The 24124-nt window shown below is 32.0% G+C and carries 26 protein-coding genes, 1 tRNA gene and 2 pseudogenes; 6 read left to right on the forward strand and 23 right to left on the reverse strand.

From position 1 onward, the window contains the following. Window positions 1-393: 393 nt before the first annotated feature. Together pheT and pheS are read right to left on the reverse strand one after the other, a co-directional pair. The gene (gene pheT / locus AAHM86_RS05550) at window positions 394-2775 is read right to left on the reverse strand and encodes a phenylalanine--tRNA ligase subunit beta (protein WP_342267569.1); all 2382 of its coding nucleotides are present in this window, start codon (window positions 2773-2775) and stop codon (window positions 394-396) included. Continuing rightward, window positions 2772-3821 carry a phenylalanine--tRNA ligase subunit alpha gene (pheS, locus tag AAHM86_RS05555; protein ID WP_342267570.1) on the reverse strand — a complete coding sequence of 350 codons (1050 nt, stop codon included), beginning with the start codon at window positions 3819-3821 and terminating at the stop codon, window positions 2772-2774. The genes pheT and pheS overlap by 4 nt, the downstream gene beginning before the upstream one ends. A gap of 232 nt (window positions 3822-4053) precedes the next feature. On the opposite strand from pheS, the gene AAHM86_RS05560 reads away from it, so the two are divergent. The 5 genes from AAHM86_RS05560 (at window position 4054) to AAHM86_RS05580 (ending at window position 8253) form a co-directional block, all read left to right on the forward strand. After that, window positions 4054-5142 (forward strand): LptF/LptG family permease, encoded by a 1089-nt coding sequence (locus AAHM86_RS05560; protein ID WP_342267571.1) that lies wholly within the window; start codon window positions 4054-4056, stop codon window positions 5140-5142. A 34-nt stretch (window positions 5143-5176) separates the two neighbouring features. Next, window positions 5177-6217, forward strand: coding sequence for a rod shape-determining protein (locus tag AAHM86_RS05565; RefSeq protein ID WP_341751642.1), 1041 nt, complete (start codon window positions 5177-5179; stop codon window positions 6215-6217). A gap of 3 nt (window positions 6218-6220) precedes the next feature. After that, complete coding sequence (gene mreC / locus AAHM86_RS05570) at window positions 6221-7057, forward strand: rod shape-determining protein MreC (RefSeq protein WP_342267572.1); 837 nt, start codon at window positions 6221-6223, stop codon at window positions 7055-7057. Window positions 7058-7232: 175 nt separating this feature from the next. Further along, window positions 7233-8039 carry a palindromic element RPE1 domain-containing protein gene (locus AAHM86_RS05575; protein ID WP_342267573.1) on the forward strand — a complete coding sequence of 269 codons (807 nt, stop codon included), beginning with the start codon at window positions 7233-7235 and terminating at the stop codon, window positions 8037-8039. Then, window positions 8032-8253, forward strand: a complete 222-nt coding sequence (locus tag AAHM86_RS05580; RefSeq protein WP_342267574.1) for a hypothetical protein — start codon at window positions 8032-8034, stop codon at window positions 8251-8253. The genes AAHM86_RS05575 and AAHM86_RS05580 overlap by 8 nt, the downstream gene beginning before the upstream one ends. On the opposite strand, the gene AAHM86_RS05585 is transcribed toward AAHM86_RS05580, so the two are convergent. From AAHM86_RS05585 to AAHM86_RS05635, 12 genes and pseudogenes are all read right to left on the reverse strand, one after another. After that, window positions 8222-8467: an integrase core domain-containing protein gene (locus AAHM86_RS05585; RefSeq protein ID WP_342268337.1), complete on the reverse strand. Its 246-nt coding sequence runs from the start codon at window positions 8465-8467 to the stop codon at window positions 8222-8224. The genes AAHM86_RS05580 and AAHM86_RS05585 overlap by 32 nt on opposite strands. A 9-nt stretch (window positions 8468-8476) precedes the next feature. Then, complete coding sequence (locus AAHM86_RS05590) at window positions 8477-9136, reverse strand: DDE-type integrase/transposase/recombinase (protein ID WP_342267575.1); 660 nt, start codon at window positions 9134-9136, stop codon at window positions 8477-8479. Between the two features lie 54 nt (window positions 9137-9190). Further along, a complete protein-coding gene (locus AAHM86_RS05595; RefSeq protein ID WP_342267576.1) occupies window positions 9191-9418 on the reverse strand; it encodes a transposase in 228 nt (75 codons plus the stop codon). A 74-nt stretch (window positions 9419-9492) separates the two neighbouring features. Then, window positions 9493-9636: a hypothetical protein gene (locus tag AAHM86_RS05600; protein WP_342267577.1), complete on the reverse strand. Its 144-nt coding sequence runs from the start codon at window positions 9634-9636 to the stop codon at window positions 9493-9495. Between the two features lie 6 nt (window positions 9637-9642). Continuing rightward, entirely contained in the window at window positions 9643-10014 is a 372-nt protein-coding gene (locus AAHM86_RS05605; RefSeq protein ID WP_410521545.1) for a PDDEXK nuclease domain-containing protein, read from the reverse strand. Window positions 10015-10385: 371 nt separating this feature from the next. Beyond that, the gene (locus tag AAHM86_RS05610; protein ID WP_342268401.1) at window positions 10386-10634 is read right to left on the reverse strand and encodes a group II intron maturase-specific domain-containing protein; all 249 of its coding nucleotides are present in this window, start codon (window positions 10632-10634) and stop codon (window positions 10386-10388) included. 117 nt (window positions 10635-10751) lie between these two features. Further along, a pseudogene (locus AAHM86_RS05615) lies at window positions 10752-11229 on the reverse strand (reverse transcriptase/maturase family protein); the annotation flags it as partial. A gap of 149 nt (window positions 11230-11378) precedes the next feature. Continuing rightward, window positions 11379-11717: pseudogene (locus AAHM86_RS05620) on the reverse strand (reverse transcriptase N-terminal domain-containing protein). 460 nt (window positions 11718-12177) lie between these two features. Next, window positions 12178-12885: a DUF1016 N-terminal domain-containing protein gene (locus tag AAHM86_RS05625; protein ID WP_342267578.1), complete on the reverse strand. Its 708-nt coding sequence runs from the start codon at window positions 12883-12885 to the stop codon at window positions 12178-12180. Window positions 12886-12943: 58 nt separating this feature from the next. Beyond that, window positions 12944-13312 (reverse strand): PH domain-containing protein, encoded by a 369-nt coding sequence (locus tag AAHM86_RS07205; protein ID WP_410521582.1) that lies wholly within the window; start codon window positions 13310-13312, stop codon window positions 12944-12946. Then, window positions 13302-13853 (reverse strand): winged helix-turn-helix domain-containing protein, encoded by a 552-nt coding sequence (locus AAHM86_RS05630; protein WP_342267579.1) that lies wholly within the window; start codon window positions 13851-13853, stop codon window positions 13302-13304. The genes AAHM86_RS07205 and AAHM86_RS05630 overlap by 11 nt, the downstream gene beginning before the upstream one ends. A gap of 374 nt (window positions 13854-14227) precedes the next feature. Continuing rightward, window positions 14228-14317, reverse strand: a tRNA-Ser gene (locus AAHM86_RS05635). A 217-nt stretch (window positions 14318-14534) separates the two neighbouring features. On the opposite strand from AAHM86_RS05635, the gene AAHM86_RS05640 reads away from it, so the two are divergent. Beyond that, window positions 14535-14948 carry a helix-turn-helix transcriptional regulator gene (locus AAHM86_RS05640; RefSeq protein ID WP_342267580.1) on the forward strand — a complete coding sequence of 138 codons (414 nt, stop codon included), beginning with the start codon at window positions 14535-14537 and terminating at the stop codon, window positions 14946-14948. On the opposite strand, the gene AAHM86_RS05645 is transcribed toward AAHM86_RS05640, so the two are convergent. The 9 genes from AAHM86_RS05645 to AAHM86_RS05685 form a co-directional block, all read right to left on the reverse strand. Then, window positions 14945-15385 carry a hypothetical protein gene (locus AAHM86_RS05645; protein WP_342267581.1) on the reverse strand — a complete coding sequence of 147 codons (441 nt, stop codon included), beginning with the start codon at window positions 15383-15385 and terminating at the stop codon, window positions 14945-14947. The genes AAHM86_RS05640 and AAHM86_RS05645 overlap by 4 nt on opposite strands. Before the next feature lie 165 nt (window positions 15386-15550). After that, window positions 15551-17182, reverse strand: a complete 1632-nt coding sequence (locus AAHM86_RS05650; protein ID WP_342267582.1) for a tetratricopeptide repeat protein — start codon at window positions 17180-17182, stop codon at window positions 15551-15553. After that, window positions 17175-17906 (reverse strand): hypothetical protein, encoded by a 732-nt coding sequence (locus AAHM86_RS05655; RefSeq protein WP_342267583.1) that lies wholly within the window; start codon window positions 17904-17906, stop codon window positions 17175-17177. Before AAHM86_RS05655 ends, AAHM86_RS05650 begins: the two co-directional genes overlap by 8 nt. 53 nt (window positions 17907-17959) lie before the next feature. After that, entirely contained in the window at window positions 17960-18286 is a 327-nt protein-coding gene (locus tag AAHM86_RS05660; RefSeq protein ID WP_342267584.1) for a hypothetical protein, read from the reverse strand. Window positions 18287-18385: 99 nt separating this feature from the next. Continuing rightward, entirely contained in the window at window positions 18386-18616 is a 231-nt protein-coding gene (locus tag AAHM86_RS05665; protein WP_342267585.1) for a hypothetical protein, read from the reverse strand. Window positions 18617-19022: 406 nt separating this feature from the next. Continuing rightward, entirely contained in the window at window positions 19023-19571 is a 549-nt protein-coding gene (pgsA, locus tag AAHM86_RS05670) for a CDP-diacylglycerol--glycerol-3-phosphate 3-phosphatidyltransferase (RefSeq protein WP_341754986.1), read from the reverse strand. Window positions 19572-19697: 126 nt separating this feature from the next. After that, complete coding sequence (locus AAHM86_RS05675) at window positions 19698-20945, reverse strand: hypothetical protein (RefSeq protein ID WP_342267586.1); 1248 nt, start codon at window positions 20943-20945, stop codon at window positions 19698-19700. Then, a complete protein-coding gene (locus tag AAHM86_RS05680) occupies window positions 20923-21594 on the reverse strand; it encodes a hypothetical protein (RefSeq protein ID WP_342267587.1) in 672 nt (223 codons plus the stop codon). The genes AAHM86_RS05675 and AAHM86_RS05680 overlap by 23 nt, the downstream gene beginning before the upstream one ends. After that, window positions 21594-23903, reverse strand: a complete 2310-nt coding sequence (locus AAHM86_RS05685; protein ID WP_342267588.1) for an AsmA family protein — start codon at window positions 23901-23903, stop codon at window positions 21594-21596. The genes AAHM86_RS05680 and AAHM86_RS05685 overlap by 1 nt, the downstream gene beginning before the upstream one ends. Between the last annotated feature and the right edge of the window lie 221 nt (window positions 23904-24124).

A 24124-nucleotide genomic window follows, 5' to 3' on the forward strand; every position in this document is an offset into this window, starting at 1 on the left:
AAACGAATGACAAAGAAACAAAGTAGAAATTTTAGTGCAGAAGCAAAAAACTAAGATATAGTCAATTCAGGAGGATTGGGTAGCAGGAGCGGTGGAGTGAGTATCACAACTGTTGGAAGTTAAAAAATCGTCTATTAGCGAAGTGCTGTTGTAAGGCTTAAACCGTCATTGCAAGGAGTCGCTGCAAGCGGCGACGTGGCAATCTTGTGAAGGAGGTCTTGACTATCATGAAGATTGCCACAGTGCCTAACGGCGTTTAGACGATTTTTTAACTTCCAACAGTTGTGCCTTCGCGGGGGGGGGAAACATTGAGAATGTTAAATCCATGTCTCATATCGATGCTTAGGTTACTTTAGCATTTTTTGGATATATATTTAGTCTGAAAGTAGGAGTTTATTCTCTTAACTTACCTTGAAATTTCTCATAAGCAGTTGTAACAACTTCTTGATTTAATAAATTTAGGTCTGCTTCATTTAACGTCCGATCATCTGCTTGAAATTGCACCTTAATTGCCACTGATTTTTTACCGGAAGGTAGTTTATCTCCCGAATAAATATCAAATAGATCAACAGACTTTATCATTTTTTTATTAGAATTCTTGATATAAGCAATTATCTTGCTAACCGGCTGCTCTAGATCAACTACAAAAGCATAGTCTCTAAAGGTTGGCTGGAAGTCAGAAACAATAAACTCGTCTCTTTTAGCAAATTTTACTTTAGCAAATGGTATATTGGCAATATCTATTTCAAAGGCAAATATCTGACAGTCAATATCAAAATGTTTTAATATAGAGGGATGAATTTGTCCAAAATAGGCTATAACATTTTTACCAAGTTTTATAAGGCTTGATTTTGTCGGATGGTAATAAGGTAAATCAATAGGAGCAAATTGACACTTATCAATCGGTAGACCTACATAATTTAAAACATTTTCTAAGTCAGATTTAATATCAAAAACATCTACTAAGCGAGCTACAGAATGACAATCTTTTTCATTATATAGCCCACATCTTACTGCAGAAGCAAAAATTAATTCTCCATCTGATATACAAGAGTTAAAGATTGGTCCCAATTCCATCAAAGCAATTTCTTTAATGGATCTTGTAAAATTCTTTTGAACTAATTTAAGTAATTTAGGAATGATGCTAGGTCGCATATAATTATTATCAACATTAATAGGATTTAGCAAAAATAACTCCTCTTTTATTGAAGCAAATAATTTTGCTATTTCACTATCCATGAATGAATTTGTTACTACCTCATCATACCCATAACTGGCTAAAATTCTTTTAATATCAGAAATTCTTCGTTGCTCTTTAGGTATAATCCTTGTTAGTTGCATTTCTGGTAATTTAATCGGCTCTAATTTGTCATAGCCGTAAATACGAACAATTTCTTCAACAATATCTTCTTTAATTGTGATGTCATGTCGCCAAGATGGTATGGTAAGTTTGAGAGTATCGCCTATATCTACTATAATAAAGCCAAGATTTTTTAAAATGTTACAAATCTCTGTTTTGCTTAAGTTTAGACCGGTTATTTTAGCTAGGCAATTTATAGGGAAGTCCAAGGATTTTTGTACAAAAGCAAACCCTTCATTATACACTATATCAGAAATTTCACCTCCACAAATAGATAAAATCATTTTACTTACAATATTTAAGGCTTTTAAGGTAAATGCCTGATCAATATTACGTTCAAAACGATAACGCGAATCAGTATCAATCTGTAGATATCTCCCCGTTTTAGTAATATATTTAGCAGAAAAACACGCCGCTTCTAGCAAAATATTTTGCGTCCCAAGCTCACTTTTACTACTATCACCTCCTATAATACCAGCAAGAGTAAGTACTTGCCTATCATCTTGAATTACCAAAGATTCTTCATCTAAATCATATTCTTTGCCATTTAAAGCTAGAAATTTAGTTTTTTCTTTAAGTAGTGTAATTTGCAGCTTATCTGATAATTTACTTCTATCGTAAGCATGCATTGGTTGCCCGAAACTATACGATATATAGTTAGTGACGTCCACTAGGGCTGAAACCGGTTTTAGCCCAATATTTTGCAATAATTGCTTTAACCAATCAGGGCTTGTCTTGTTTTGTAAATTTCTTATTTCCCGAAAGCAGAATAATGGGCAGGCTTCTTTATTTTCTATCTTTAAAGCCAAAGTAGATTTAAATTCTCCGGTAATTGATGGCACTTCTAATTCTTTAAGCGTACCAATACCCTTGCTAGCTAGGTCTCTAGCTATACTATAGACGCCAAGAGCATCACCACGATTTGGGGTAACGTTAATATCAAAAACTGGGTCATCATACCCATAATATTGTATAAATGGTTCTCCTATTTTAGCATCGGGCATCAGTTCTATTATACCATCAGAATTAGTACCCACTAATAGTTCTGCTTCAGAACATAACATTCCGCAACTTTTTTCTCCGCGAATTACTGATTCTTTAATTTTAAATTTACCATTAGGGATTTCACAACCAATTTTTGCCAATACTACTTTAATATTCTCCCTAGCATTACTTGCTCCACAAACTATTTGTAAAATTTCCTCATTAGTTTGGACTTGACATATCTTAAGTTTATCCGCCGATGGATGGGGTTTAGTAGCTAGTATATGAGCTACTTCAAAATCTTTTAGCTCCGTCCTTCTATCTACTATTTCTTCCACTTCTAGACCAAGCATAGTTAAACATTCAGCAATTTCCTCAACAGAACTCTCGGTATCTAGGAATTTTTTTAACCAAGATAAAGTAAATTTCATCTTGTTAATCCTCCAGCTAGAGTTGGCAAGTCAAAAGCAGAGAAGTTATAGTGTTTTAACCATCTTATATCTCCTTCAAAAAATTGCCTGAGATCCTTGATTCCGTATTTTAGCATAGCAAAACGCTCAACACCTAGACCAAAGGCAAACCCTTGATAGAGATCACTATCTATATTAACATTTTTAAGAACGTTTGGATGGATCATGCCACAACCAAGCACCTCTAGCCATTTATCGCTATCCTGCATCTTAATATCCACTTCGGCAGATGGCTCAGTAAACGGGAAGAAACTTGGTCTAAAACGCACTTCAATATTTGTTTGTTCAAAAAAATCTTTAATAAATTCCATGATAAGGTATTTTAAATGCCCCATATTAATATTTTCATCGAGTACTAGACCTTCAATTTGATGGAACATCGGTGTATGCGTCATATCGGAATCCGACCTATAAGTTCTACCAGGCGCGATAAACCTAAAAGGTGGTTTAGCATTTTGCATCGTCCTGATTTGTATCGGTGAAGTATGAGTACGTAACAATAGGGGGTGTTCTGCCTCTTTTGCCTTTAGATAGAAAGTATCGTGCATCTGCCTTGCTGGGTGATCTTCATAAAAATTTAGGGCAGTGAAATTATACCAATCGTTCTCAATAGTTGGACCATCCTTAATGGTTAGCCCAAATTTTGTAAATACTTGAATTAATTCTTCAGTAGCTTGGGTAATGGGGTGTATGCTCCCCTTCTTATACTGCCGAGCTGGAATTGTTAAATCTGTCTTTTCTTCAGCAAATCGTTTATTTAATTCAATTTCCTCCAAGGCTGCTTGTTTTGCTTCTAGCAAATTACTAATCTGTTCTTTAAGCAGATTAACTGCCTCGCCTAACTTTTTACGATCATTTTGCTCAAGACTACCAAGCTTTCTCATTTCTTGGTTAAGTAAGCTTTGTTTCCCAAGAAACTCCACCCTAATTTGTTGCAACTCTGATAGAGCTTGAGTTGATTCTATTCTGCTTTTTGCAGATTTTAATATTTGGTTTAGATGATTCATAACAAGTTAATAATAATATCGAGCCATAAATATTAGACTATATTTTATTATATCTCTAGATTAATTAGAAGCAAATGTCAATAACATGTTATTGACAATGACTTAGAAAAAACTTGATTATCGAGTATTATTACTGATATAGTTATTATATTAGTAGTAGTGTTTTATAATAGTTTTTACTTCACTTTTGGTTGTAAAATCATCCACTACGGTCACCAATTTTTATTTTAAAATGATTAATTTTAAAACTCTTTCAATTTACCTACTCAGGCTATATTGTAGCTATTTCATCGGTATATTGCTTCTGCTTATCGGGGTTTTAATTCTTTCAAATATCTTTGACATTTTGCAAAAATTTAAAGCTGTATATATCCCAACACATTTTTTTTGGAAACTTGTATTATATAAAATACCTTATTTAGTTAATGAAGTAGCTTCTCTTCTTAGCTTCATTGCGATGTTATTTTTTCTAAAAAGACTAACTAAACATAACGAACTAATAACTATTTTATGCAATGGTATCCATATTTGGAGGGTTATTGCTGTTCCAGTTTTTGCAACGGTGATTTTTGGTATAATACTAATAACTATATGCAACCCTATTGGTACATTTGGTTTACAAAAATATGAATCTTTAGAAGCAAAATTGAGTAAAAAGACATCTAATAATTTGATAATATCAAAATCTGGTTTACTATTTTTTGAGAATTATCAAGGCAATAAAAGAATTATTCAGGCTGGGTCTATTGATGTAGTGAACAATAAGTTAAATAAGATTATTATATTATTTTTAGATGACAAAAATAATTTCTTAAAAAGAATTGATGGGGAATATGCTATTTTAGTTGATAATAATTTAAAACTAACTTCTGTAAAAATTTCGGATAACTATAATGTCAAACAATATGAGCATTTTACCGTTCCAACAAATTTATCAATAAGTAACTTACTAAATAGTTTTATAAATCCTGAGATGATTGCTATTTGGGATTTACCAGATACAATTAAACATTTAGTAGAATTTGGTTTGCCAATAACTAACTATCAAATTTATTTCTATAAACAGTTATTTAAGCCTATAATTATGGCTACCACAGTGATTTTAGCAGCCTGCTTTTTTAGTCTCAAGCAACGTGATAATTCTCAAGAGAAAATCTTAGTAATTGGCTTATTTCTAGGTTTTATTATTTATTTCCTATTAGAGATTTTGTTTAAAATACTCGCATCTAATGCAACCCCCCCTTTCTTAGCTATTTTATTGCCAAATATATGTATATTATTTTTCAGTAATTTTGTTATTATGCATTCTCAAGAAACCTGATGCGTTAAAATGATTTGATTTTGGAGAAATAAAAATGCTAACAAACTTTTTCAGGAAATTTGTATGTGATATGGCCATAGATCTTGGTACGGCTAATACTTTAGTGTATGTCAAAGGCAAAGGAATCGTACTTAACGAACCTTCTGTAGTTGCATTGATTAAAGTGGACGGAGCATTTAAGCCATACGCATTTGGTCAGGAAGCAAAAAATATGTTAGGACGTACCCCAACAGACATTGAAGCAAAAAGACCACTAAAAGATGGTGTTATAGCCGACTTTAAGGGAGCTGAAGAAATGATAAAATATTTCATCAGAACAGTACATAATCGTAGATCATTTACTGGTCCAATGATTATAATTTGTGTACCCTCAGGTTCTACACCAGTTGAGCGTAGGGCTATTCAAGAAGCAGCAGAGAGTGCAGGAGGTAGAGATGTATACCTTATAGAAGAACCTATGGCAGCAGCAATTGGTGCCGGCTTACCAGTAACAGAAGCAACTGGTTCAATGATTGTTGATGTAGGCGGAGGGACAACAGAAGTAGCCGTCCTATCATTAGGTGGTATTGTGTATGCTAGATCAGTACGGGTAGGTGGCGATAAAATGGATGAGTCTATTATTTCTTATATTAGAAGGCATTATAATTTACTAATCGGCGAAGCTACAGCAGAAAAAATCAAAAAGCAGATTGGAGCTGCTTACGTAGATGATAGTTTAGAACCAAGAGTAATGGAAATTAAAGGACGAGATTTAATCCATGGTATCCCTAAAGAAATGCTACTAAACGAAAGACAAATTGCTGACAGTCTAATTGAACCAATTAGTCAAATTGTAGAAGCAGTAAAAGTGGCGTTGGAATGCACTCCTCCAGAGCTTTCATCCGATATTGTAGATACAGGAATTGTTATGACTGGTGGTGGGGCATTACTCCGAAACTTAGATCATGTCCTAAAAGAAGCAACTAAACTGCCGGTAATTATTGCGGATCAAGCACTATCATGCGTAGCTCTTGGTACGGGAAAAGTACTAGAAGATTTTCAAAAATTTAAGCATGTGTTATTTAAACAAGATTAACCAATGGCATTACTTGCAAACAGAATAAAGCGTTCTAGTAAAATGGTAGAGTTTGCTAGATTTATACGTGTTACTTTGAGACGTGTTTTCGTTTTATTTTTTGTTATCGCCTCACTTTACTTATTTCTTGCTGCTCCAAAAAGATTTTCTTCCATTTCTCTTGAAGTCGTTGGACATGTTATTTTTGGTGGATTGCTAATTCATGAAAACATATTTAATCAAATTAATTTAATAACCCAAAATTTTATTTATTTACGAGACTTAGCAAGAGAAAATATCGAACTACAATTAGAAGTGGCAAGACTAAGAAAGTTACAGAGTAATATATATTTGATCCAATATGAGAATAAAGAACTAAAAAAACTACTATCAGTTGTAGAAGAAGAACAATATAACTATGTCAGTGCTAAATTACTAAGTGTTTCATTAAACCCCTTCAGTAAAACTGCTTTAGTGTCAGCTGGAGTAAGACATGGTGTGGAAGTTGATCAGATAGTTACCAACAGTGAAGGATTAGTTGGGCGAGTAATACAAGTAAGCAACAATTACTCTAAAATAATTTTAGTTAATGACGTAAACTCTCGAATCCCGATCACTACCGTATCTTCAAAAGAGAAAGGTATCATGAGCGGTTATGGTAATGGTAGCAAAATACTCTATTTACCAAAAACTCATCTTGTCCAAAAAGGCGAAAAAGTTATAACATCTGGTTATGGTAATATTTACCCTTACGGCATAACGGTAGGTTACGTAAAAAAAGCAAATGCAGAAAAGGTTCTTGTAAAGCCTGTAGTTGACTTATCAAAAACTGAGTTTGTCAGTATATTGCTTCCTCAATGAATCTAATAATTGGCTTTTATACTGCTATGATTTCAAGAGTTGATAGACGAAGAGGTCAATTTCAAGAAGAGCTATGCAGTAGCAAAGTCGAGCAGCTAGGCGTACATGAGTAACGGAGCAGCTGAAATCTTTAGACACAACGACCTTAATTCTTGAAGTTCTACCTGAGTATATTATGTTTGGACAAAATTCTAAAAGACCAGCAATATTTAATGATGGAACTAATCTAGAAATCAAAAGTATTTTTAAGACTATTCAGGGAGAAGGGCCTTTTGTAGGTATGCCTGCTATTTTTATTAGGCTTGGCGGATGCAATCTTGCTTGTAATTTCTGCGATACCGACTTTGAAGATTTTAATATATTAACTATTAACAATATTATCGAAGAAGTTGAAAAACTGGCAATTAATAGACCTCTTGCAGAATTCGCTTCTGCTAGGGAATTTGCAGGAGTCATGGAATCTCAATCCCCAGCGTATTTAGATCTACGTGAGGGACAGAGTACCGGTAGCACGCACAAATTACCAGCAAAAGTAGAATTATGCAAGATATCTAATATCAAATTAGTGGTTATAACTGGTGGTGAGCCTTTTCGTCAACCTATAGAATTATTGTGCTACAAATTATTAGATTTGGATTATATAGTGCAAATTGAAACTAATGGCACATTATATCGTGATCTTCCAGATAAAGTCCATATAGTTTGCTCACCAAAAGCTGGGAAAAATGGTTATGCACTATTGAGAGATGACTTACTATCTCATATTAATGCCCTAAAATTTTTGGTGGCTAAAAATATACCCAAATACTCTAACATACCAGAAGTAGGACAAAGCAAGTATAATATACCAGTATTTATTCAGCCTATGGATCAAAATAATCTGTTGCTAAATAAAGAAAATGAACGGTTAGCTATTGATTTGACCATTAAGTATGGTCATCGCCTTTCCTTACAAACTCATAAGATTTTGGGTATTGAGTGATTATATATTAGATATCTTTGACAAACTCGCTTATGCTGAAGAATTTAAAGAAGCCACGGAATCTCAACCCGCAGCGGACGATGATGTACGTGAGGAGCAGAGTACCGGTAGCATGAATAAAGATACTGGACTGAAAAATCAAGACAAAAAAATAATAATGTTGTTTCCCATTTTTGCATTTTTCAAGCTGCAATTTGTTCATAATTTTGTATAGAATTTAGATAGATATTCATAGGCTTTTTATAACCAATACTTGAATGGAATCTTCTATAATTATAGTGATTGATGTAATCATCAATACCACTCTTTAGCTCTTTAACATCTTTAAAATCATTAATAAATATACAATTATATTTTAAAGTTCGGAAAAATCTCTCTATAATTATATTATCAATACTTCTTCCTTTACTATTCATCGAAACTTTAATGTTATGCTCTTATAAAATTTCAATGTGTTCATGACTAGTATATTGACTGCCCTGATCACTATTAAATATCTGCGGTGCAGGATATTTGTTAAGTGCATCATGCAATACTTCAGTTACCAAACTTACATCCATACTATTTGACAATTTATAACTCAACACAGCTCTACTATGCCAATCTATAATTGCCGCCATGTACATAAATCCCGAATTAGTTCTAACATAAGTGATATCTCCGCTCCAAACCTCGTTAGCGTTAGGTACATCTACAGTTTTACTTGTACCTAGATTAGACCAATATTTATCAAGCAAATAACTATAAATTTTATGCTGTTTATCTTTTCCAGATGTTAACTTTTTCCTCTTTGGATAAATAGCCTCTATGCCAATCATGTTCATATATTTTAGAACCCGATCCTTACCAATAACCAAGCCATCTTCTAATAATTGTCTATGGATATAACGATAACCAAATTCAGGATTATCAGTATATATTTCATCTATTTTATTTAAAATATTTAAGTTATACCCACTAAATGGTTTTGCTTTATAGTACATTGAAGAACGATTAATCTTTAATAATTCATATTGCCTTGTCTTTGGTAACATTGCTAGCTTGGAATCGACAAGTTCTTTTCTATTTGATAAGTCCAAGCTTTGTAGCTTTCCCACAGCCCAATCTCTCTCTACTATTGTTTTTCCAAGAGTTTTCGCTAATTCATCATTTTATTCTTTCAGCATATTAATTTGTTCCTGATATTTACTTACCAGTTTTGCTGGTTCAAAAGCCAATGCTGCATTTGATATAAATTGTTTTTTCCAATTACTAATTGTCTTGGAGTTTATCTCATATTTTGATGCTATCACTGATAATGGACTCTCTTCTTTCAGCACTTCTAATACTATCCTAGTTTTTTCTTCAGCACTAAAAACTCTTACTTTTTCTTTTGTCATTTTTTCTCCTAATTTTTTCTTATTATTTTATCTTAATTAGGAAACTTTTAACTCTATTTTTTTGTCCATTTTCTTCAGTCCATTATAAAATTACCAGCAGAAGTAGCAGCCAAGAATATAATAGCTGATAACCAACTAAGTAGAATAGTTAGGTTCAAACATACGGAGTTTATGGGCATAAAGTTGATATCCGCTTCCTCTTGATTAATAACATTCATAATTTACTAATGCTTTTTTATTTCTACTGCTTTTTGGTCATATCGATTTTTTGCTTGTAGGACTATTTCCTGAATTTTTTTCTCAAAGACCTTAATAGGTGGAAATTCGGTCCAATATTCTGCTACATGTATACCACTTGCTGATACATCCAAAAGCTCAATTTGAGCATGTGATTTTTCAGTGCAAAGAATAATACCAATTGGTGGGTTTTCTCCTTCAAAGGTCTCATACTTCTTAAGCCAATTTATATAAAGCTCCATTTGCCCTTTATATTCTGCCTTAAATTTGCCAGTTTTGAGTTCAATCGCTACTAACCTTTTGAGTTTCCGATTATACATAAGTAAATCTAAGTAAAAATGCTCATTATCTATGGTCATTCGCTTTTGACGTGCAACAAATTAGAAGTCAAGTAAGCAGGCAGTATTACTACTGCTCACTCCTCTAAGAACCGTGCATGCGAATTTCCCCGCACACGGCTCAAGTCTCTCAAAGGCCATATTAGACCCGGATACTAGGTTGTTTATCATCTTACTCCTACCAAGTGCTGTGTCCTTAAATGTGTCCAATGTGCATTTGATGATCCTCTCTTAAGGCGTAAACGTTTCTCGAAATAATCATCGTATGCTGGATTATAAGGAGTAGCATCTTTCCTGATTTTAACGTGCCTTTTAATTGGTAGAGATGCAATTTTGAACAAGTCAAAGTTTACCACCTTTCCCAATTTATCGCGGATTTTAGTAAAAAATATCTAGTTTCGTAGACCTTCGCTCCGAAAGTATTTCGTACTTCGCCAAGTTCCACTCTTCTTCGGATGCCTTCTATTTATCCACCACTTCAAGGCTACGTAAATGCTATCATCTACTTTAGAGAAGATTCGTTTTGATACCACATGTTTGTAATAGTGCCCCCATCCTTTAGCTTTAGAATTAAGTTGCCGCAATAACACTTCAGTGGTTGACGATATATTCATCCTAATGACTTCTCGTATTTCTTGCATAAAGCTCTTTACACTAGCTTTAGCAGGCTTGATCAGTAACTTACCTCCATACCTGCGTACATTAAATCCAAGAAAGTCAAACCCTTGATCTATATGCGTGATTTTGGTCTTTTCTTCCAAAATAGCTAAACCACGTTCTTTTAGGAAGTTTTCGATAGCTGGTTTGATCTTGTCTTCTAGCAGTTCTTTCGATTCAGCTACAACAACAAAATCATCCGCATACCTTACCACATAGATTTTATTCAGATATCGAGGATAAACTGCTTTATATACAGCTTCTTCCAGTCCATCTAGTGTCATATTAGCCAACACTGGCGATATAACACCACCTTGTGGCGTTCCTTCTGATGTAGGTAGTAGGGACTTGCTTCTCTAGGTATACTGCTGATAACCACTGCTTTAATACTATTGTATCTGTTAGAATGTTCTTTACGAGCCATTCATGATTTATAGTATCAAAGCATGATTTTATATTATCACCTTCTAAAATCCATTGAGCTCTATTACCAGCCCTGAGAGCACAGAAACATTGTTCAATAGCGTCAGCTGCAGACCGTTTCGGACGGAAACCATACGAATCGAGATCCGCTGTCATTTCAGCAATGGGTTCTAAAAAGCAAGTGTAGTGCTTGCATGGCTCTATCCTTCATTGTTGGAATGCCTAACGGTCTTTTCTGACCATTTTTCTTAGGTATATATATCCGTCGAAGTGGCATGGCTTGATAGCCTCTTCTCTTCAACGACTCAACCAACAGTAAGCATTTTCTCTTCTGGTGTCTGTAAGATAACATTATCAACACCTGCAGTATTACGACCGCGATTTTGGGTTACTCGCCTTACTGCTAACAACTTCGCCATCATGCGAGTGAGTCAAGATATCCATTGCAATGCTTTTGCCCTGCCTTGATGCCCCTCTCTAGTAGCCTTTGCAATACGGACTTGCAGTCGATATACATTTCTATCAATTGTCTCCCAGTTTATAGAGTTCCAATTGGTAGATGCTGAAGACGCACCAGTTTGCAATTTAATTTGCCCTGTCATTTGCTTTTCCTCATAATTTTGATTCTCCAAATTATCTTGCATTAAAAGACCAATCGGACGTAGGCTCACTTTCGTGCCAGGTAATGTTACAACCCGTATCTGAGTTATTACTGCTCAGCATTCGCTTCTTCCAATATCCCAATCCAGCACTACCATAACTTATCTCACGATAAATCTTCCTGTGTGCACAGGAGTAATACTGGGTTTCCACGTTTCCTATCAAAGAGTACGCCAACTTAGATGCCTGCTTTCAGCCGGAAGGCTTATTGGTCACGAAGCGCTTACAGGACACGGCGCTTACCTACCTTCATCACCTTTTTGGTCAAAGCGTATAAACCATTTCCGCTTCTCACTAGTAACAACCTTTATCACAGATTCAGATATCTTCACCATATTGGCTACCTAGCAACTTATCCGGTTATGGTTACCAGACGGGAGGTCCTCTCACGATTCTCTCCCTATGTAGTTAGCATATTGTCACATTGTCGGGATAGCTCTTTATTCATATCCCTAGGTTCATCCAGTGACATGGATGGTTTCCTGCAAACATGCGGAAACAACTCTTTAATACGACCTCGTGTCGCACTCCTGTACCAAGCTCTAAAATAAATTGTTCAATTTGCTGCAAAATAGCACTTTCTAGATCACTTTCATAAGGGGCATCCGGCAAATTTAAAAATTCTAATATGTATGGGTATTTTAACACTAACTCTGGAACTAATTCATTATTTGATTTTAATAATGACAAGATTTGCCCACTATGTTTTTCAGATTTCTTGGATAATTCGCTTCTTTCATAAGTCATCTTATGGATGCTAGTGCAAAGTTGCCGTACACTCCAATTACCTTGTATACACATATATGCGTAAAATTCTTTTTGGTTTTGTTCTTTCAATGGCAATAACTCTATTATATGACTCCAGCTCAATTGTCGCGACACTGTCGCGACAATTTGCTCTTTCTGAAAAACTTCATAAAACTGTAGCATTCTAAACAATCCTGCACGGGTAAATCCTCTACCATATTCAGCTGAGAGATGCTGTGCCAGTGTTTGAATGATCTGCTGCCCGTATTCTGCTTTTGTATCTTTAAGAGTCTCTTCCTTAATTCTCTTACCTATATGCCAATATATCATGGTCATTTCAGAGTTTGCTACTCTTGCTACTCGACTCTTGGCTTGAGTTATCAGAAGTTTTATATCCTCTATCAAAGAATTATGGTCATTCGTTATTATTTAGTTCATTTATTTTTCCTATCCTTGCATGTGGTTATTTCAATTGCAATTTCTTATGCTCAGCTATTCTTGCTTGAATCAATTCGTAAACTCTATGGGGATTTTTTAGACTATAAAATGTTACACCAACTTGATTCATAGTTGCGTTACTAATCATTGAAACAGTACCCAATCCAAAAATACGTTTTAAGACACCACATGTTAAAATTAGTTCTTTTATATCCTCGTACTTAATATCTACCCTTGTATAATTAATAAAACTATTAATATATGAAACTTTATCTGCCCCAATTAAAAAATTTGTACAATGATATTCTAACGCTATAGCTCCAAATAATATAAAAGGTACTAGAATTAATAAAGTGAGGATAAGTGTATTGACATCTGAAACATCACTTGTAATTCAAGTCCCTGTGATTTAGATTGTGTATTTGCGGCGGTAACCACTGAGCTGAAGTTTTTTTAAAAGCTTCCATCTCATCTTTATTTTGCTTTGGATGATGGGGACGAGGGAAAAATTTACGCCAACAATGACGATGTAAAATTTTGTAGATTGCTGATTTAGTTACTTTCTTTTGCAAAACTTCTTCATATTTTTTCTGTATTTCTCTGACTACTACAATTTCCCCTTGTGATGCTCTATGATTAAAAGATTCCAGTATTTTACTTTCATTAGCCTCGTCCATATAGCAATGATTCCTACCACCTTTTTTAGTTTCTTTTAATACTGATTCTCCGAGTTTGTAATAAGCTGTATGAATTTGCCTAACTCGACTAATACTCACACCGGTAATTTCAGAGATATGCTTAGGTAAATATAAAAACTTGGCACGTAAATAAATACATTGAATCTTACGAAATGCTATCATATCTAAGGCTGATTTTAACAAAAATTCCATCCGACAAACTGTTTCTGATGGATAAACATATTGATAACCTGACATTAGCTTTTTTATTTTTATTCTATAACTTAAATTATACCATCTTCATTCTATATTGAAAGATAATTAGTATCAGTGGTGAACTTAGCAAAAAAGAATTTCAAACAAAAAAACAACAATTAAAAGATCGCCAATATGAAATTGATCATTTAGTGAAAACTTATGATGAAGCAGATGATAAATTTACTGATACCGCTACAATGCTGATAACTCTAGCATCGCAAGACCTATGAAACTTTTAAAGATTCTGAAAGCCCTCAAAAACGCAAAATGATAAATTTCGTATTTCAGAACCTTAAACGTCAGGAGCAAAAAACTTGATACCTCTCTACGTTTCCCTTTCGATATTTTTAAAAAAACGATGACTTGTACCACAGTGGCGGATAGGGTGGGATTCGAACCCACGGTACGGTTGGCCGCACGCTAGTTTTCAAGACTAGATCCTTAAACCACTCGGACACCTATCCAAGGTAATACATATCAGATAGATTAAAAAAATTCAAGTATAAATGTTTATAAGAGGGGTCAGGGTAATTTAAATTTTTTAGTAGATCATTAAAAATTAGTGTTACAAACTTCCATGATCTAAAATAATTAATTATAATTAATTATTTTAGTTATTTACTTTTTGATGGTTATACCTTATTATCTAGAAATATTAATTTTATATATAGAATCTTATCTATGGCAAATTTACAAACCAAACTTAGCTCATTAATGGTGCAAAAAAATATAAATGCTGTAGAGATAGAGAAAAAAACTGGATTAAGTAGAAATACTGTTTATAGCATTTTGTATGGTAGTTCAAAAAACCCTAGTGCTAATAATTTACAATTAATTGCAAAAGCCTTAGATATTAGCCTAGAAGCTCTTGTTGTTGATAACGAAATAAGCCATGAAGTGCTAACTATTGATCAAATGAAAATTTTTAGTAAAGCCACTAGTGCAACAATTAATATGTTAATTGAAAGAAACTTAAATTTTTCATTTACAAATCTTACAGTTATAATAAAAGAAGTATATGAATATGCACTGAAAAAACAGTCTGTTGATAATACATTTATAGATTGGATGATTGATAAATATCACAAACCTTAATCTTGCTTTACCCATAAATCCATGTCATATTGTTTACAATATTCAAACATGGCAATAGTATTAGGGTGATTTATTCCAAATTCCTTAATTTGTGGTTTACCAAAGAATTTATAATTATATAAATCTTTGTTTTTACAAGCTGCTTTTGCTCCTTTGTTATATAACTCACTTACTTGGACAACATTTTTACTTTTATCCCCATAGAAATAGTGGTATATAGCATAAGCTTTTTTATAAGATTCTATACTTCCTTTAATGTTACCTTGAGCAAGTAAAATATCACATTGTACTACATAACCTGCTGCTAAATCTGGATATTCCAAATGATCTATATTCTTAGGATTTCTACGTTCATCTGCTAAAAATATTGTTATAGCTTTATTAATATGATCTAAAGCAATATCTATTTTATTTAATCCTAATTCACTTTTTGCCATTTGTGTATAAATATAACCTAATGCCTATTGGTTTACAGATTTATGCATATTATATACTTGTTGAGTTTGAACATAAGCTTCTTGATATTTGCCAATAGAGCTTAATATTGCTTCCCTAAGTAAATAATCTCTAGTAAAACCTAGATCATTAGGATCTAACGTCTTCTATACCTCGATGCCTTTATTGACGTATTCTAAAGCTTCATTATATTTACCTTGAATAAAAAATATTCTAGCTTTTACATGATATAATATAAATATATCTCCTCCCTCTATCCTATGTTTAAATAGCTTCTCCATTTCGTTAATAATTTCTTCAGCAGTTTTTATATTACCTAAATATACATGAGTTAGAGCAATGTTTAAGCTACAGTTAAATTTAGAATAAATATAATCATAATCATCACCTAGGGTATCTAAAACTTTAAGTGCTTTAGTTAAATAAGAAATAGTTTTTTGATAATTTATCGATGTTATTCTGTTGTAAAGTCCTACTCCTACTAAATATCTAGCGTAACAGAATTTTTGATAAGTAGACATTTGCCAAAATTTAAACTGTTCGTCTTGTTCTTTTTGCTCAAACCAGTTAACCATTGGATTTGATTTGTATAGATTCCAGGCATTCATATATGAGGCAAACAATTGCAATCTTAAGTTAAGCATTAAATATATGTTAATATTATATTTTTCAGCATTTTGAAAAATAATCTCTAAATTTTCGGATATAGTCTTAGTAGCTCTCCATACATGGGCAGAATGCACTCCTTTGAGTTTAGGTAATTTTAGAATAATATCCTCTAAACATATTTTATTGTTTTTATCCCCATTTATCTCCATTATTTTGTTGCTAACTACATCATTCATTTCAAAAATAGGATTATCCTGATTAGAATCAATATTGCTAATCAACATAAACTTAGATAATTGGTATATATCATCATCGAGAGTATTCTTGTTATCAGTAATTATAGCAAGTAATTGTTTTGAGAAACTTTGGTTATTTATCAAAGATATTTTATTAAGTAACTTTACCGCACTAGGCTTTAATTCCTTTATAGCCATACTAATATTTGTTGCTATTTTATCAGTTGATTGATAAATTTTCTTTTTATATTCTTCTTTATCTAGACCTTTAATTTTATTTAGTAATTGGATTCCTTGAACTATAAGTATTGGATAACCACTAAAAGATTGCGTTAAAAATTCGATACTATTTTTATCTTTATTATCTAATAAAGTATTAGCCAAAGTTACGATAGTAGGTTTATCAAATAAGGTCATTAATATAACATTAGGTAATCTTTCGTTATTTTGAGAACAAAACACGACCTGACCATTATGTTCCCAATCAATAAAGTTTTGCACTTTTTTATTTTCATTAACTTTTAAATTATCAAACACCAATAACCATTTACTAGTAGAAGTTAAATATGACATTACTTCTTTTTTGACTAGAGTTACTGCCTCAGATATATTAGTTTGTTTGACTATATTGAGTTGTTGGGCTAATTTAACAAATTGTTCATTAAGGTCTAGGTTACAATCAAACAACCAGATTAGATCATAATTATTTTTATTCTCATAACTATACATCCTAATTAACTGAGTTTTACCTATACCACTAGTACCAACTATACTTGCTTGTCTATATTTACCTAAATGTTTCTCAAGCATTTTAATTTGTTGCTCATGATTAATAAAATAGCTAACTGGAGTGATCAAATTAGATATTTGTGTATGGGCAAATGAATTATTGACTATAAATAACACCATAAGTGGTAATAAATATTTATTCATTTTTTTCCTCGTTAAAGATAGCTAGTATAATCACATTATTTTCTGTTTTTATTGGTTGTTGGTTACTTTTATTTTCCTGTCTTATGCTTGAATCATTTGGATAGATTTCTATAATATTGCTTTGGTTATAACTTATTTTATAGTTGAATCCATCAGCTCTTAATATATTAAATACTTGACTTAAATTAAGTAAAAAAGGGTTAGCATGCGTTTTGAAAAAATGATTTGATGTTTTGAGCAGTTCTTCTGCTGTCATTATAGGATAACCGTCATATTCAAAACGTAGCTCTATTTTTTGTTTTATATCATCAATAGTTAATCTAATAGTGTGTTTGGTAGTAGAAGATTGTTTTTTTAACAAAAAAAATAGATAGTTAATAATACTATAAATGATTTGGTACAACGCTGCATTAGAAGCAAAATATAATACTTTTGCTTTGCTTAAAATTTCAATCGATATATTTTCGTCTTCCTGATTAAATCTATCAGTAAATAAGTCAACTAATTTACTGGCATTAATTTCTTCTATTTTATTTTCTTGATACAGAAGTATAGAGCAAGGTACTTTATCACCAAAGTTTTTTAACCTATAATCCTTGATCATATCTTCTTGATTGTTAGAACTCTTATCAAGCAAGGATATTTGATTAGCTTCCTGAGCAAATAAACAATTAATTTCTAAATCTTTTTGTTTATTGAAATCATTATTCCAAATTTTTCTCATTAAAGAGGTCTCGCAATTTTTTAATTCCTTCTGATAATTAAACTTAAGCTGTTCTAATTCTGTAGCATGTTTGTCTTGATAATGTAATGCATACGATTTATTGAAACTCTTAAATAAGCTTTTAAAGAGAAAATATAACAATATAACAATAGAAGATTAGCAGTAATAAATGCTGTTAATATCCAAAATGGTCTTTTAATATCTGCTTTTACTTTATGCCAATATGTACTATTAATTGCCAAACTAATATTAAGTTGGTTAGAAGCGTTGATAGGATATATTTTATCTATTTGATAATTTTGAGTTTTGATATTTGAATAAAGAAATTTTTTATTGAGTTCTATCTTGTAATAAATGAATACCGGAACATGCTTATTCAATAATGCTCCAAAATTAAAAAGATTATAGTTTATACATTTTTCTGCCTCATTACATATCTCAAGTTCACTACCATTACTATTGATTGTAACATTTTTTTCCTAAATATTGCTAGATAAATGATACGCTAGAGAAGAGATTTTATTCATACTTACTGCTAGTATTTTATTATACTGGTTTTGTAGAATTTGTGTTTTTTCCATTTCAACTTTAGCATTATAATATTTATACAATGAAGCTATGATTGTACTATAAACTATAAAAATTAAGATAAATATCTGGAATAAATTTTGCTTTAATTTATCTAAATATGGTGAATTTTGCTCCTTCATAACCCAATAAACTAATAGTTAGAGATTCATAGCTATTCTTTTGTTTGAAACGTAAGTTGGCTGCTTATAATAGTTGCGTAATGTATACTGCTCGTAAATGAAGAATTGATAGACGATAGAATCAAAATCATGATAGTAGCAGGAATTACCAAGTCGAGGTGCTAGGCGTACATATAATACGTGAGCACCAGCAGATATTGGATAATGACAACGCAATTCTTGATTTTCATCGAGTATATCTAAAACATTTAGGATTAATACCTATTATTTAATTATATATCATACTTTTTATGCTACACTAAGTTACTATTATATCAATAATTTTATTTTTTATTATAATAAATAATTGCTCTTAGATGGTATAATTTAAATCAATAGTGATATTTTGGCTTAGGGACTAATTTGCTCAAAAATATTTACTACAGGCCTTCAAATATGAATATCCGGTTACTACAGTTAAAAGTGCAGCAATCCATAAAGCTATTTGGCCTATTAAATCCATATAAATTATACCTGAACCTTTAGAACCAAGAATTAACGCTGACAAAGCAAACATTTGGGTAAATGTTTTAATCTTAGCTAATCTAGACACAGGAATACTTACTTGAATTAAAGCTAGAAATTCACGTAGTCCAGCCACTAAAAATTCACGAGCTAAAATTAATAAGCACGGTATCTCTCCCGCTGCTCCTTTTTTTACCAACATTATAATTACACAACCTACTAATAATTTATCAGCTATTGGATCAAACATTTTACCAAACCCTGATACTAAATCAAATTTTCTAGCAAGATAACCGTCAAAAAAATCAGTAATACTAGCTATAATAAATAATAACGCTGCAATTCTATGAGCGAGTTTGGAGTTATCTAGATAAAAGGTTATTACAATAATTGGAATAACCACAATACGAGCTATCGTCAGATAATTTGGTATATTTTTATCAATATTCATTTATTATATATTTTTACTTCTTGATTTCTTGAGGAAATGACAACGACGGATTATGACCTAAATCCAAGAAAATAGGAACAAATTTTTATAGAATAACTTAAAAGAACTAACCTAGGTTGCCGTAACTTAAATGCTAATATCATTATCATCATTAACGCCTAATGGTTCTATCCCCTCTCTTTGTAAGTTCATTGCTAAAATCATCAAGTCTAAATCTAACTCTTGTGTACTAGCACTACACTCAGTATCTTTAGGAAGAGGAGGTGCAAAAGATATTTCTTTAGTTTCAATAATTTCTAAACCTTTGATTGCCATTGCCGCTTTCTTTGTATCATTATGATCACCGAGATGGTCAAAAACAATTAAGTATTCGCCTTGAGGATTTTTATATACCCGCTCTGTATGTAATCGATCATCGTCGCTAGGAATTTTAACTTCCATCAATTTGTTAGGTATAATTTTTATCCCTTTACTCTTATGCTCTTTATCAATTAACCCTTTTGATATGGCAGCCTTAAATTTCTCGAATAGTTGATGATCCAATTTACCCGCTAGCTTTCGATCGATCGTCACATAAAAATTTGGTTTATCTTCTATAGGATAAACATCCTGTTGATTAGAAGCATAAGTATCTTTACCAATACACCAAATATATGGTTGTTCTTTAATAGTAGTGTCTACTGATTTTGCAAGTAACCTGTGTTTTCTGTCCTGAAAGAAATCATGAACTGCCTTTGGATCAAGCTTAGCAATAAAACCATATAACTCTGCATGATCTTCTATCAAATCGATTAAAACAATATTACTTTTTTCTTTTTCCTCTTCTAATTTAGTGAGCAGGGCTAGATTTATACGATCATTTTCAAGATATTGTTTAAGTTTGTTTAATAAATATATTGACTTGTTTGTTTTGTTATTTAATGGAACTAAATATAAATACTCTAATGCTTTGTCAAAATTTCCTTTTTCTACATTTATGTAAAAAGCAAACTCATTAGCATAAGATAGTAGTGATAGAGCTGACTTGTCACCTAAATTAGCATTAGTTTTTAAAAAATTTAAGCAGGCTTCAGATTCTTCTTCCAAGTTATTTTGTTTATAAAATATAAATCCTAGATATTTAAGAGGAAGGAAACCATGATGTTGTAAAATTTCGTTATGTTGTTGGTACTTCTTTTTTCTAATAAATTCTAACCCTTCGCCCCAAAACTCAGCTTTTTTACAAATTTCCAATATTTTAAATAGCTGAATTGGTACATTATGTTCCTCCATACAAATATTGATTTCATCGCAACACTCAATGGCTTTATTAAATTCCTTCTTTTGTAAAAAGAATTTTATCCATATTTCTTTATAAATCTCTAAGATCACCATCTTTAATTTTCTCTATTTGCTTTGAAGCATTATCAATATCAACAAGAGTAAGATAATGTTTTAATTGCTCTATTATTGCGTCCTGATCACCTGGCTTTGTTTCTTCTGCTTGGGCAAAATAGTCTAAAGACTTTATTGTATCAAGATATTTCCACGCTAACCCTAGATTAAATAAGATTTCATATAACGATCCCTCATAGGTCTTATTTTGTAATTCTTTGGAACTATTAAGCAAAGAATTATGGGCATATTCAGCATATTTAATAGCATTATGGTAATCTGCTGCTCCTAAATACTCTACACACATTATATTATATAATAATATTGAGATAGTAGGTAACTTATGGAATATAACTTTATCTATGATATATTTTTGCAATTCAGCACTATCTTCATATTTATAGTACTGATATAATTTAACTAAAAATTCTAAGCTGCTATTGATATATTCTATTTTTTCAGAAGGGTTTGGTAATGGGTCAATGAAGCTTTTTATATCATTGATAGCACTTACAAAATAGTTTTCTTTATTTTCCTCTGATAAAACAGCTTTATAAAAATTTATTATTCCTTTATGAAATCCTAAATCTTTGTCTATCTCAGGTGATGGTGGTGCTTTTATATCAAGTTTTGCCTTTCCTGTTGCCACTAATTTATGAAGAGTAGAATAATTGCATCCTTTTTTCTTCCTCCAATAATATTTTTTAATATATCTTCAGGCTTGATACCTTTCTTAACGCCATCAACCACACTATTTACTAAATTTTTCGTAAGATATTTCTTTAATACGTTAGTATCAAGTTTATGCTGTGGATTATTCAGATTGCCATACAGGTGAACTTTCAATGGTGGTATCGAATTTATATTTACATTAATAACACTATCTATATCAAGTGTATATTTAGGCAGGTTAACATTTCCAGTAACTGTTATCTCTGACGAGACAGCATCTAACTTACCGTTTGTTATGTTAATTATACCTTCTGTTATTTCACTATCTACTACTAGTTTTTGGAACTTTGTTTCACCACTTGCCAAAGAAGCATCTAGCATTTTTAAAATAGTTGCCAGATTTTTAATATTTCTAAGGCTATCTAATAGTTTTTGCAGATCAAATCCACTAACTATACCGTCAGATGCTGTTAATGTTGCTTTACCGAATAAGTTACCTACATATTGAGATTGGCTTTGACCTTTTGTTTTGATATCTGTTATTAGATTAACCGTCCCTTGCGTAACTTTAATTTTATTGCCCTGTGAGACTATATTTTTTAATTTAGCATCTTTAAGACTAGCTTTAAAACTAACAGGTTGATTAACTTGCGAAGAAATTTGTCCAGTAGCGGTTAAACTTCCCCCAAATAAATTACCATTTAAAGATTTAATATCCAGCACACCACCTGCAAGTAACATAGTAGTTTTGACATTATCAAAGATCAGGCTTCCTTTAATGATCTTTTGTATAGTTAAAGTTAAGTCTCCATCAAGCTTATTTAAAAATGATAAATCTATAATGTCTTTAGACCAAGGCACAGAATTATTTACACTTTGCCCAGAACTAGTAGATAAGCTATTAGATGGCACATCAGTGAAATCATCTAAATTTAGGGAAGCTATCATTATATCTGATAAAATTTTTGGTTTAGCAGACGCTAAATTGATAGTTACTGCTCCACTGAAGTTTATAGGCTTCTTTTTAAACTCAAGAGTAAATTTATTTATATTAGTTTTAAGAAATTTTTGTTGTTTAATAGTCTCACCCTTTAGCCACATATCTCCAAGACTAGTCGGTAGAGTCTTACCAAATAAACTAGCAATGGTGGGTATCTCACTAATTTTTACATTATAAGAAACCACTAGCTCTTTATCCCAATCCTTAACCCCAACATTGCCTGTTAAATTAGCTTTATCTGCAGCAAAATTAATGTCATTTAGAGATAAATTTTGATCTAAATAGGCAAAGCTTGTTGCTAGAGAAAATGTCTTATCTAATAATTTAACTCTTAAATCTACCTTATTATCTGCAAAATGGAAGTTAGCGTTACCCTTAGCTAATATCTTACCTGCAGTAAAATCAATGTCACTAATTTTTAATGATTTCTTATCACTATTAATATTAAAAGTTAGTTTATGATCTAAATCGTGTAGGATAGGTATATCAGGAAAAATACTTTGCAGATTTTTAGCAGCTCCTTCCAGTTTGAGCTGTCCAGCAAAAGTCATATTGTCGTAAGCAAAGTTACTTGAGAAATTAACCTTTTCTTGTAGGGCATTTAAATCTACGGTTAAAGCTATGACACCTTGCTTGTCTTGTATATTACCTTTGACATCATAATTCTTACCGGAAGAATAAAACTGACAAGCTAAATCAGATGGACCGCGAAGCTTTTTGATTTCTAATCTATCAATATCTATTGTTGTTGGGATAGCATTATTACCCTTAGCCTTATCAGCAAAATCAACATAATTTAACTTAGCATCAACAATTTTAATTAAGTTGATATATAAAGAAAACGGTGCCTTGCTATCATTCATTTCACCCGTTGAAGTTTTACTAACATTGCCTGGTATTTTGGAAAATTCCCAAGAAGCCACACCATTACGCATCCGTTCTAAATTAATTACTGGTTTGTTAATTTCAATCGTTGAAATGTCTATCTTTCCTTTAAGTAAGGATAATATAGAAAGAGAAGCAGATACTTCCTTAACTTCCAATAAAGAAGGGTAATGGGCATTAGGTAGAGAAGTAAGAGTTACATCCTTAATGGTAATAGTCGGAGTGGGCAGCAAAGAGATGGTGATATCTCCATTAATTTGCAGCTCTCTACCAGTTATTTCTTTGACTTTATCAGAAGCTAGTCTTTTATATGATTCTAAGGAAATAAATAGAGGCGTTATTAGCAGTATAACAATTATTAAAATGAGTAACGCTACTGAATATTTTAGAAATTTTTGCACTACAATTCTCTTTTAATTTATGTAAAGAATTTATTATAGCAGGTTATAACCTTACCACTAATAAAAAAAATACTGAAGATAGTACTTAGTGGAGATATTGTAACCTGCTATAATAAAGTGCATTTTTGCATAATCTAGAAGAAATATTTTTATGGACTCAAACTACCAGCTAAAATCGTATTTATACTGCTTGGCTTACAAATACCGCATATACCTAGCTA

The organism is Candidatus Tisiphia endosymbiont of Empis tessellata (assembly GCF_964031035.1).
Classification (GTDB): Bacteria; Pseudomonadota; Alphaproteobacteria; order Rickettsiales; family Rickettsiaceae; genus Tisiphia.